Below are 11,302 nucleotides of genomic sequence, written 5' to 3' on the forward strand. Positions count from 1 at the left end.
CACAATGAGCACGAGCATCACGGCGGACGGCATCAGAGCCGACCAGCCCGGGTTCCTGTCCAAGGAACGCATCATCGCCAAGCCTGGTTTCAACCGTTGGCTGGTACCACCGGCCGCTTTGGCCATCCACTTGTGCATTGGCATGGCCTACGGCTTCTCGGTGTTCTGGTTGCCGCTGTCCAAGGCCCTGGGCGTCACCGCTTCGGTCGCTTGTGCGCCGGACATGAGTTTCATCTCGCAAGTCTTCTCGTCCCAATGCGACTGGCCGATCTCGATGCTCGGCTGGATCTACACCCTGTTCTTCATCTTCCTCGGCTGCTCGGCAGCGATTTGGGGTGGCTGGCTGGAACACGCCGGGCCACGTAAGGCTGGCGTTGTATCGGCCCTGTGCTGGTGTGGCGGTCTGCTGATTTCGGCGCTGGGGATTTATACCCACCAGATCTGGCTGATGTGGATCGGCTCCGGGGTCATTGGCGGTATCGGCCTGGGCCTGGGTTATATCTCGCCGGTCTCGACCCTGATCAAGTGGTTCCCGGACAAGCGCGGTATGGCGACGGGCATGGCAATCATGGGTTTCGGTGGTGGCGCGATGGTCGGTGCTCCATTGGCCGCAGCCTTGATGAGCCACTTCGCTTCGCCGACTGGCGTGGGCGTATGGCAGAGCTTCCTGGTGATGGCCGCGATCTACTTCGTGTTCATGATCGGCGGCGCACTGTCTTACCGTGTTCCGCCAACCGGCTGGAAGCCTGAGGGCTGGACCGCTCCGGCGAAAAAAGTGGCGAACGCGATGATCACTCATCGTCACGTCCACGTGAACGTCGCGTGGAAAACCCCGCAATTCCGTCTGGTGTGGCTGGTGCTGTGCCTGAACGTATCCGCCGGTATCGGCATCCTCGGCATGGCTTCGCCACTGTTGCAGGAAGTGTTCGGCGGTAAATTGATCGGTGTCGACCTGCCGTTCGGCAAACTGGACGCCGGGCAACTGGCTTCGATCGCGGCGATTGCTGCCGGTTTTACCGGTTTGCTGAGCCTGTTCAACATCGGTGGCCGGTTCTTCTGGGCGTCGTTCTCCGACTACCTGGGTCGTAAAAATACCTATTTCGTGTTCTTCGCCCTGGGCTTTGCCCTGTACGCGCTGATTCCGAACCTGGGTCACCTGGGTAACGTTGCCCTGTTCGTGGCGGCGTTCTGCATCATTCTGTCGATGTACGGCGGCGGTTTTGCGACTGTTCCGGCTTACCTGGCTGACCTGTTCGGTACCCAAATGGTTGGCGCGATCCACGGTCGTCTACTGACGGCGTGGGCGGCGGCGGGCGTGTTGGGTCCGGTGTTGGTGAACTACCTGCGTGAGTATCAACTGAGCATCGGCGTTGAACGTGCCGCGGCTTACGACATCACGTTGTACATCCTCGCGGGCCTGCTGGTGCTGGGTTTTCTCTGCAACCTGCTGGTGCGTCCGGTGGCTGACAAGTACTTCATGACCGACGCTGAACTGGCCGCCGAACAGGCGCTGGGCCACGACAAGGGTGCTGACAGCAGCACCGTGCTGGAGTGGAAAGCCGCGCCGGGCAGCAAGCCGTTGGCGATTGCTGCATGGCTGGTGGTGGGGATTCCGTTGGCGTGGGGTGTGTGGGTGACCCTGCAGAAGACTGCAGTGTTGTTCCACTAAGTCAGTAAACGCACTACCCCTGTGGGAGCGGGCTTGCTCGCGAAGACGGTGTGTCAGTCGCTACATGTATTGACTGATGTACCGCATTCGCGAGCAAGCCCGCTCCCACATTTGTTTGAGGTGCCCGCAAATCCGCTTGTATGCACATGTCTATCCCCGACAGCACGGGAGTCTATCCGTCAGCCATATCACCTCGCGTGTTTCTGTTTCCGGCCCGCGCCCCTATAATGGCTGCCTTTTTCGCCCAATGATTTTGCGGAGCTGGTGATGGCCGAACGTAAGGCGTCTGTCGAGCGCGACACTCTGGAAACCCAGATCAAAGCCTCGATCAACCTGGATGGCACCGGAAAGGCCCGATTTGATATCGGTGTTCCTTTTCTTGAGCACATGCTGGACCAGATCGCCCGTCACGGGCTGATCGACCTGGATATTGTCAGCAAGGGCGACCTGCATATCGACGACCACCACACCGTGGAAGACGTCGGTATCACCCTGGGTCAGGCCTTTGCCAAAGCCATCGGCGACAAGAAAGGCATCCGTCGCTACGGCCACGCCTATGTGCCGCTCGATGAAGCGCTGTCGCGCGTGGTGATCGACTTCTCCGGGCGCCCTGGCCTGCAGATGCACGTTCCCTACACCCGCGCCACCGTTGGCGGCTTCGACGTCGACCTGTTCCAGGAATTCTTCCAGGGCTTCGTCAACCACGCGCTCGTCAGCCTGCACATCGACAACCTGCGCGGCACCAACACTCACCACCAGATCGAAACCGTGTTCAAGGCTTTCGGCCGCGCCCTGCGCATGGCGGTAGAGCTGGATGACCGCATGGCTGGGCAAATGCCGTCGACCAAGGGCGTTCTGTAATGCAGACGGTCGCGGTAATCGATTACGGCATGGGCAACCTGCACTCGGTGGCCAAGGCCCTCGAGCACGTCGGTGCCGGCAAGGTCCTGATCACCAGCGATGCCGATGTGATTCGCGAAGCCGACCGCGTGGTTTTCCCCGGCGTCGGCGCGATTCGCGATTGCATGGCGGAGATCCGTCGCCTGGGCTTCGACTCGCTGGTGCGTGAAGTCAGTCAGGACCGTCCGTTCCTCGGCATCTGCGTCGGCATGCAAGCCTTGCTCGACAGCAGTGAAGAGAACGATGGCGTGGACTGCATCGGCCTGTTCCCGGGCGCGGTGAAGTTCTTTGGCAAAGACCTGCATGAAGACGGCGAACACCTGAAAGTCCCGCACATGGGCTGGAACGAAGTGAAGCAGACGGTGAGTCACCCGCTGTGGCACAACATTCCAGACCTGGCGCGTTTCTACTTCGTGCACAGCTACTACATCGCTGCCGGTAATGCGCGGCAAGTGGTGGGTGGCGGTCACTATGGTGTCGATTTCGCTGCGGCGCTGGCCGATGGCTCGCGTTTCGCCGTGCAGTTCCATCCGGAGAAAAGCCATACCCATGGCCTGCAATTGCTGCAGAACTTCGCCGCGTGGGATGGTCGCTGGTAAATGGCCGCCAAGAAATCCAAGCCGCCGATCCTGACCCTCACTCCCGAGCAGGAGAACGAGGCCAATCACAAGATCAAGCGGTTCATGGAGGATCGCTTCGAACTGGACCTGGGTTCGTTCGAAGCGGCGGAAATTCTTGAGCTGTTTACCCGCGAAATCGCGCCGCACTATTACAACAGGGCGATTTTCGATGTGCAGACGCACCTTAAAGAAAGGTTCGAAAGCATCGAAAGCGACCTGTGGGCGCTCGAGAAAGAATAGGAGCAGCGGCAAGCTTTAAGCTGCAAGCTGCAAGAAGTAGAAACGCGTGCGTGCTTGCAGCTTATAGCTTGCCGCTTGCAGCTCTTTTGACGAAGGAAAAAGCATGCTAATTATTCCCGCTATCGATCTCAAGGACGGTGCCTGTGTTCGTCTGCGCCAGGGCCGCATGGAAGATTCCACGGTGTTCTCCGATGACCCGGTGAGCATGGCTGCCAAGTGGGTGGAGGGCGGTTGCCGCCGTCTGCATCTGGTCGATTTGAACGGCGCCTTCGAAGGCCAGCCGGTCAACGGCGAAGTGGTCACCGCGATTGCCAAGCGCTACCCGAACCTGCCGATTCAGATCGGTGGCGGTATTCGCTCCCTGGAAACCATCGAGCACTACGTGAAAGCGGGCGTGAGCTACGTGATCATCGGCACCAAAGCCGTGAAAGACCCGGCCTTCGTCGCCGAAGCTTGCCGCGCGTTCCCAGGCAAGGTCATCGTTGGCCTCGACGCTAAAGACGGTTTTGTCGCTACTGACGGCTGGGCTGAAATCAGCACCATTCAGGTGATCGACCTGGCCAAGCAATTCGAAGCCGACGGCGTGTCCGCGATCGTTTATACCGACATCGCCAAAGACGGCATGATGCAGGGCTGCAACGTGCCGTTCACCGCCGCGCTGGCCGCTGCCACGCGCATTCCGGTGATCGCCTCCGGTGGCATTCACAACCTGGGTGACATCAAGTCGCTGCTCGACGCAAAGGCGCCAGGCATTATCGGCGCAATCACAGGTCGCGCGATTTATGAGGGCACGCTGGATGTGGCAGAAGCCCAGGCTTTTTGCGATAGCTACGCGACCAGCTCCAAGCTGTAAGCTGCAAGCTGCACGTTAGAAGCGCGACCGCGATCCGCTCTTTCTTGCAGCTTGTAGCTTGAAGCTTGCAACTCTTAATCGGAGATTAAGCATGGCTCTGGCCAAACGCATCATCCCTTGCCTGGACGTGGATAACGGCCGGGTCGTCAAAGGTGTGAAGTTCGAGAACATCCGCGACGCCGGTGATCCGGTAGAAATCGCCCGTCGTTACGACGAGCAGGGTGCCGACGAGATTACCTTTCTCGACATCACCGCCAGCGTCGATGGTCGCGACACCACACTGCATACCGTCGAGCGCATGGCCAGCCAGGTGTTTATCCCGCTGACCGTGGGCGGCGGCGTGCGCACCGTCCAGGACATTCGCAACTTGCTGAATGCCGGCGCGGACAAGGTCTCGATCAACACCGCTGCCGTCTTCAACCCGGAATTCGTTGGTGAAGCGGCGCAGCATTTCGGTTCGCAATGCATCGTCGTCGCCATCGACGCGAAGAAGGTTTCCGGCCCGGGCGAAACCCCGCGCTGGGAAATCTTCACCCACGGCGGGCGCAAGCCGACCGGTCTCGACGCCGTTGAATGGGCGAAGAAGATGGAAGGCCTGGGCGCCGGCGAAATCCTCCTGACCAGCATGGACCAGGATGGCATGAAAAACGGCTTCGACCTTGGCGTCACCCGCGCCATCAGCGACGCGCTGGGCATTCCGGTGATCGCTTCCGGCGGTGTCGGCAACCTGCAGCATTTGGCCGACGGCATCATCGAAGGCCACGCCAGCGCGGTGCTGGCGGCGAGTATTTTCCACTTCGGCGAATACACCGTGCAGGAAGCGAAGGCCTACATGGCCCATCGCGGCATCGTAATGCGCTAACAAACCGATACAGGCCAGTGGACAGCATGGCGGGCTCAGGGCACTCTTGGGCACGCCATGGATTCCGGTAGCCCGACATGCTCAAACGTTTTCTTCTCGTCCTCGCCAGCGCTTCTCTGTTGCTTATCAACGGAGCCCGTGCCGAAGAAAGTCCCGCCACCGATCTGGTGTTGCTGACGGAAAACTTCCCGCCTTACAACATGGCGAAGAACGGCAAAAACTTCGCTCAGGACGAGAATATCAATGGCATCGCCGTGGACATCGTCCGCGAGATGTTCAAGCGCACTGACATCACCTACAGCCTGACCCTGCGTTTCCCTTGGGAGCGGATCTACAAACTCGCCCTGGAGAAACCCGGTTACGGCGTGTTCGTGATGGCGCGGTTGCCGGATCGCGAAAAGCTCTTCAAATGGGTCGGCCCGATCGGCCCGGATGACTGGATCATGCTGGCCAAGGCTGACAGCAAGATCACCCTCGAGACGCTGGAACAGGCGCGCAAGTACAAAATCGGCGCCTACAAGGGCGATGCGATTGCCGAAACCCTGGCCAAGGAAGGGTTGAAGCCGATTGTGGTGCTGCGGGATCAGGACAACGCCAAGAAGTTGGTGAGCGGCCAGATTGATCTATGGGCCACCGGCGACCCGGCGGGCCGTTATCTGGCGCGTCAGGACGGCGTGACCGGGCTCAAGACCGTGTTGCGTTTCAACAGTGCCGAGTTGTACCTGGCGCTGAATAAAGACGTGCCGGATGAGATCGTCGCCAAGCTGCAAGCGGCGCTGGATCAGATGCGCAAGGAAGGCGTAGTGGATGACATCATGGCGCGTTATCTCTGATCCGGGTATTCCAGCAAATCTGTACGAACATTGGATGTGCTGAAATCCCTGCTTTCGGTATAGCTGCACAGCGTCCGGGGAAGAGAATCGGCTCTCACTACAAATCCAGTGTCGGCACGTTTATACATTTGGCGATCAATTTTCGAGCAATCGGTTTCTCCCGGCGGGCCTACATAATATTGAGTCCAAATGGACCTCGACAGTTCTTCTCGTAACTTGACCCCGAGGTAGTATCCGAAGGGTTCGAGGACGAACGTCGGTTCTTGCGGTGGAGTGGCGGCGGGTTCTACGAGGCGTGCTGTTAATATTTGAGTATTTCTGCGTAAACCGGTACTCGGTCGTTGCTCGGCGGATTCAACTCCCAGAAGGCAAAGATAATACAGGCCCTCCTCTCGACCGATTTCTGCATCAATTCTCGCATTGGTCGAACTCAGTGTGCCGCTATAGTGATCAGACGCATAACACGCGTGTGCATCACGTACCGCTTTAAATCGATAGAAAGGTGTGCTCATTGAAAAGTCGACGCCCCAAGTGGGGCCTTTTTCATGGTGGTCGGCCGGTTTTCTATGCAATGCGACGTCGGCATTTCTTTCGGATTTGAAATTAAAGTTTGGTTTTAATGTACAACGCTGGGCATCGATATTAAATCGTTCATGAGTGAAGCAATAGGACAGGAAGTCCACTGGAAGACTTTGGGTTGCTTGGTCATACGCAATGAACGATGTTTTATTGCCGTCACACACTCCGTGCCAGAAACATAGATCATCGGGTGAGAGACCGTAAGTTGTGCCAGACAGGACGCCGGTAATTTCCCCGGTAGTTGCGTCAAGTACGGGAGATCCCGAAGAGCCTGGAGCAATGCCTTTACAGTCTTGCTGCAGGTAATGCGTCAGGACGCTTATCGACTTGATGATGGGCGTTTTTGCGGGCTCTTGGGTGCAAGTGGAAAGCCTGAGACCGGGAGCGATGGCAGGTGCGCCGATGACGTGAACCAAACCAGGTTTTGTGGGTGCGTAGGCGGCCAGCTTGAGGGGGGTAATGCCGTCTTTCAGCAGTGTGTTCAGAGGCGTTTTCAGTTCCAGGATAGCGACATCAGAGCTGGCGAGGCTGGCCCAACTGACCTTGTTGATGTCGTAACGCTTGGCGCCCTCCAGAGTGTCGTGAAAATAATTGAACTGCACCTGGCCTTCATAGGGGGCGTTGGCTAGTGCCCCGGAGACGAGGGAGACGCAGTGTGCATTGGTGAGTATATAAGCAGGCCCGGTCGCGGTTCGACTGACGCTGCGAGTATCCAGCAAACTTGCGGTGCAATGACGGTTGGCATTTCTAAACATGCTTCCAATGCCGTTCCACTTGCTGTTTCCCCCCTCCTTGTTATTTAACAGGACGGCGTTTGGCGATTCCGGTGCTTGTTGAGAAAGTGTGTAAGGAGTAAATGCAAGTGTTGCCAGTGTAAAAGCTGCAAGCGCAGCAGTTTTAATGTGCATGACCGATCCTTGGTCTTTGGGTGTGAATAGTTAATTTCTTAGTGCGGGTGTGAGTGTAAATGAATGAAGTGGGTAGAAGGGCGACGAAGTATGTCTCGTTGTTAATACGAGATTTGATGGTAGTTGTTAAGTTCGCGGATTAATAAGTGAGTTGGCTCAACACCAAACAATGTGGGAGCGGGCTTGCTTGCGAAGAGGTAGTGTCAGTCGAGATGAATGTTGGCTTTCACAGCGCATTCGCGAGCAAGCTCGCTCCCACAATGGTTTGTGGTGTGACGAATTATCGGTAAACGCCATCCTTGCCATGAGCAGCAGTCGCCCGATTGCTGCGCACGCTGATCATCAATTTGATGTCGATCCAGTCAATCCCCTGAGCCTTCAGCTTCGGCAGTTCTCGCTCCAGCACCGCCAGGGTCTGCGGATACGGATGCCCGATCATCACCGCAGAACCTTGCTTGTGCGCCAGGCTGATCGCTGTCTGTAACTGCGTGAAGATCGCCGCCTCAGTGCGCTCGTCATCGAGAAACACATCCCGCGAAACGCTCGCCAAGCCGATCTTCTGTGCTTCAGCCGCGCCCACGGTTTGTGCGCTGGTGCGGCTGTCGACGAAGAATTTATGCCGGCGCTGCAAGTCCGCCATCAACCAGGCCATCGCCGGTTGCTGAGCGGTCATGCGGCTGCCCATGTGGTTGTTGATGCCGGCGGTATACGGCACAGCCTTGAACGCGGCGTTGAGGCGTTTTTCCAGTTCTTCGATAGGCAGGTCGGGATGCCAGGCGAACGGGCCGGTGGCCGGGTCCATGGGCATGTGCAGGATGACAATCTTGCCGGCGCGATGGGCTTCGCGGGCGAACTCGGCAGCGTGGGGTGTGTCGGGCATGATCGCCGTGGTCACCGGGCCGGGCAGGGCGAGCACGCGACGATCCCGGGGCAGGTTCTGCCCCAGGTCATCGATGATCAGTGTCAGGTAAGCCTTGTGAGAGGACGTCTTGGCGGGCTCTGCATGAGCAGCACCCGCCAGACAGCACAGCAGACCGAGGATGAACCGCAGGCGCATCTCAGCGGCCGGAGGTGATGCTCAGCCCTTTGAGCAGGCTCAGGGCCTGGGCCAGTTGGTAATCGTCATCCTGCGGCATGGCTTTGGCCTTGCTGCTGGACGTCGGTTTGTCGGCGCCGCCGTTGCCATTGCCCAGGTGACCTTGCAGATCGGCTTCCTTGAAGTACTCGCCGTCCTGTTCGTTGGTGATCTTGGCCTTGCGCACTTCGATGTCCGGCACGATGCCCTGAGCCTGGATCGAGCGACCATTCGGCGTGAAGTACAGCGCGGTGGTGATCTTCAAGGCGCGGTCGTTGTTCAGCGGCAGCACGGTTTGTACCGAGCCTTTACCGAAACTGGTGGTGCCCATCAGCACGGCGCGTTTCTGATCCTGCAAGGCGCCGGCGACGATTTCCGAGGCCGAGGCGCTGCCGCCGTTGATCAGCACAACCATTGGCACCGCTTCGCTTTCGTCTTTGCCGGTGGCAGAGAAGCGCAGCTCGGAGTTGGCGATGCGGCCCTTGGTGTAGACGATCAGGCCTTTGGTGATGAAGTGGTCGACCACTTCCACCGCTGCTTGCAGCACACCGCCCGGGTTGTTACGCAGGTCGAGCACGATGCCGTTGAGCTTCTTGCCGTTGTCCTTGCGCAACTTGGCCAGGGCCTTGGAAACCTCGTCGCCGGTCTTGACCTGGAACTGAGTGATGCGGATGTAGCCGTAGCCGGATTCCAGCAGCTGGGCCTTGACGCTCTTGACCTGGATGGTGGCGCGGGTCAGCACCACGTCGAACGGCGTGCCGCCGTCGCGAACCAGAGTCAGGGTGATTTTCTGGCCGATCTTGCCGCGCATCTTGTCCACGGCTTCGGTCATGCTCTGGCCGCGGGTCGGTGCGCCGTTGATCTTGACGATGAAGTCGCCGGCCTGGATCCCGGCCTTGGAGGCAGGCGTGTCGTCGATTGGCGACACCACTTTGATAAAGCCGTCTTCGGCGCCGACTTCGATGCCCAGGCCGCCGAATTCGCCGCTGGTGCTTTCCTGCAGCTCAGCGAAGTCTTCTGGGCCCAGGTAGGCGGAGTGCGGGTCGAGGTTGCTGAGCATGCCCTTGATGGCATTTTCCAGCAGGGTCTTGTCGTCTACCGGTTCGACATAGGCGGCTTTGATCCGGTCCATGACCTCGGCAAAGGTGCGCAACTCTTCCAGGGGCAATGGCGCCTTGGTGGTCGCAGCGGTGCCCGCAGGTGCAGGAGCTGGCGCAGCCGCCGTGGCAGGTTGAGCGGCAAACGCCAGAGGCGCGCCGATCACCAGGGCGATCGTCAGGGCCAGCGAGGTAAGGCGGGACAAATGCAGCATGTCGAACGAACTCCTGAATTAGGTGCAGTGCTTATCCTTGCGCACGGCACCATTGCGCTGGATCACTCGGGTGACCCTGCTGACGAATTGCGAAATACAACGCGGGTGTGTCCTGCCCGCCACTGTTACCGACAGTGGAGATGGACTCACCGGCTTTAACCACGTCACCCGCAGACTTGAGCAGCGTCTGGTTGTGACCATAAAGACTCAAGAAACCATTGCCGTGGTCCAGAATCACCAGCAGCCCGGCACCGCGCAACCAATCGGCGAACACCACGCGCCCGCCGTGAACGGCGTGCACCTGGCTGCCGGCCGAGGCGCTGATCATCACGCCGTCCCACTTGGTCCGGGCATCGTCGCCGCGGCTTTCGCCGAAGCGCGCCAACAGTCGACCATCAACCGGCCATGGAAGTTTGCCGCGGGCTGAAGCAAATGCGCCGCCAAAGGTCTCGCCTGAACTGGAAACCAGCGCGCCAGGGGTCGGTTTAGCGGGTTTGCGTGGGGCATCAGTATTGGCGTCGGCCTGTTCCTGAGCCTCACGTAAACGCTTTTTTTCGGCTTCCTGCTGGGCAATCAGCGCTTTTTGCCGCGCTTCTTCTGCCTCACGAGCCTGACGGGCCAGGGTTTCTTCGATGGTTTTAAGGACTTTAGACAGGTCTGCCTGATCCTGCTCGCGGGCGGCCAGCTTCTGATCGCGAGCCTTGACGTCGTCGTTGAGCTTGCTCAGGACTTGCTGGCGCTCCTGACGGACTTTGTCGAGTTCTTCACGCTGGCTGTCGAGGCTACTTTTTTGCACCAGCAACTGCGCCTGTTGCATCGAAATGTCTTTTTCGACGTTGGCCAGTTGGCGCAGGGTTTCGTTGAAATTCTTCAGTTGCTCCAGGCGGGCCTGGCTCAAGTAGTCGTAATAGGTGAGGGTTCGGGCGAATTTTTCCGGGTTCTGCTGGTTGAGCAACAGCTTGAGGTACTCCTGACGACCATTCTGATAGGCCGCGCGGGCCTGGATGGCGATCAGTCGCTGCTGTTCAATGCGCGCGCTCTGGAGTTTTTTTTTCTCACCATCGAGTCGCTGCAGCTCGGATTCGCTTTTCTTCAGCTCTTTTTGCAGGGCATCGACCTGCTTTTCGAGCTTGCCCATCTCGGTCTCGGTGCCCTTGAGATCCTTCTGCACACCGGATTTCTCTTCCTGCAGCTTGCCCAGCAGTTTTTTCAGCTCGGCAATGTCCTGACGCGTGGCGTCCAACTGTTGTTGGGTTTGCGCGCGCTCGTCAGCAAAGGCCGGTTGGAGCAGGCAAGTCAGAGCGAGGGCTATCAGGACGCGAAGCATAGAGGCGGGTGATACCAGGGAAAGGGACGGCCTAGTATGCCCGGCAAGCGCCGCAAAAAAAATGCCCAATTGGGGCTGTGTGATAACTGGAGCGGAGTTGTCGCTGAAAACACACCAAAACCAA

The 11,302-nt window shown here is 58.7% G+C and carries 11 protein-coding genes; 7 read left to right on the top strand and 4 right to left on the bottom strand.

The annotated features are described in order from the left end of the window. Positions 1-4 precede the first annotated feature (4 nt). From HB680_RS31420 to HB680_RS31450, 7 genes are all read left to right on the top strand, one after another. The gene (locus HB680_RS31420; protein WP_213942162.1) at positions 5-1,669 is read left to right on the top strand and encodes an OFA family MFS transporter; all 1,665 of its coding nucleotides are present in this window, start codon (positions 5-7) and stop codon (positions 1,667-1,669) included. Positions 1,670-1,936: 267 nt separating this feature from the next. Beyond that, the gene (gene hisB, locus HB680_RS31425) at positions 1,937-2,530 is read left to right on the top strand and encodes an imidazoleglycerol-phosphate dehydratase HisB (RefSeq protein WP_003218037.1); all 594 of its coding nucleotides are present in this window, start codon (positions 1,937-1,939) and stop codon (positions 2,528-2,530) included. After that, positions 2,530-3,168, top strand: a complete 639-nt coding sequence (gene hisH / locus HB680_RS31430; RefSeq protein WP_090176778.1) for an imidazole glycerol phosphate synthase subunit HisH — start codon at positions 2,530-2,532, stop codon at positions 3,166-3,168. The genes hisB and hisH overlap by 1 nt, the downstream gene beginning before the upstream one ends. Next, entirely contained in the window at positions 3,169-3,429 is a 261-nt protein-coding gene (locus HB680_RS31435) for a DUF2164 domain-containing protein (protein WP_210624034.1), read from the top strand. Between the two features lie 103 nt (positions 3,430-3,532). Further along, positions 3,533-4,282, top strand: coding sequence for a 1-(5-phosphoribosyl)-5-[(5-phosphoribosylamino)methylideneamino]imidazole-4-carboxamide isomerase (gene hisA, locus HB680_RS31440; RefSeq protein ID WP_090176772.1), 750 nt, complete (start codon positions 3,533-3,535; stop codon positions 4,280-4,282). A 91-nt stretch (positions 4,283-4,373) separates the two neighbouring features. Further along, positions 4,374-5,144 carry an imidazole glycerol phosphate synthase subunit HisF gene (gene hisF / locus HB680_RS31445; RefSeq protein ID WP_007972752.1) on the top strand — a complete coding sequence of 257 codons (771 nt, stop codon included), beginning with the start codon at positions 4,374-4,376 and terminating at the stop codon, positions 5,142-5,144. Positions 5,145-5,221: 77 nt separating this feature from the next. Beyond that, complete coding sequence (locus tag HB680_RS31450) at positions 5,222-5,977, top strand: ABC transporter substrate-binding protein (protein WP_213942163.1); 756 nt, start codon at positions 5,222-5,224, stop codon at positions 5,975-5,977. Here HB680_RS31450 and HB680_RS31455 read toward each other — a convergent pair. The 4 genes from HB680_RS31455 to HB680_RS31470 form a co-directional block, all read right to left on the bottom strand. Then, positions 5,968-7,464: a serine protease gene (locus tag HB680_RS31455; protein WP_213942164.1), complete on the bottom strand. Its 1,497-nt coding sequence runs from the start codon at positions 7,462-7,464 to the stop codon at positions 5,968-5,970. The two genes, HB680_RS31450 and HB680_RS31455, sit on opposite strands and share 10 nt — an antisense overlap. Before the next feature lie 280 nt (positions 7,465-7,744). Then, positions 7,745-8,521, bottom strand: coding sequence for a divergent polysaccharide deacetylase family protein (locus tag HB680_RS31460; RefSeq protein WP_213942165.1), 777 nt, complete (start codon positions 8,519-8,521; stop codon positions 7,745-7,747). Position 8,522: 1 nt separating this feature from the next. Then, positions 8,523-9,851, bottom strand: coding sequence for a S41 family peptidase (locus HB680_RS31465; protein ID WP_213942166.1), 1,329 nt, complete (start codon positions 9,849-9,851; stop codon positions 8,523-8,525). A 31-nt stretch (positions 9,852-9,882) separates the two neighbouring features. Then, on the bottom strand, positions 9,883-11,178 hold the full coding sequence (locus tag HB680_RS31470; RefSeq protein ID WP_213942167.1) for a murein hydrolase activator EnvC: 1,296 nt from the start codon (positions 11,176-11,178) through the stop codon (positions 9,883-9,885). Positions 11,179-11,302 lie beyond the last annotated feature (124 nt).

It is taken from the genome of Pseudomonas sp. dw_612 (assembly GCF_018449725.1).
In the GTDB taxonomy this organism is placed as follows: domain Bacteria; phylum Pseudomonadota; class Gammaproteobacteria; order Pseudomonadales; family Pseudomonadaceae; genus Aquipseudomonas.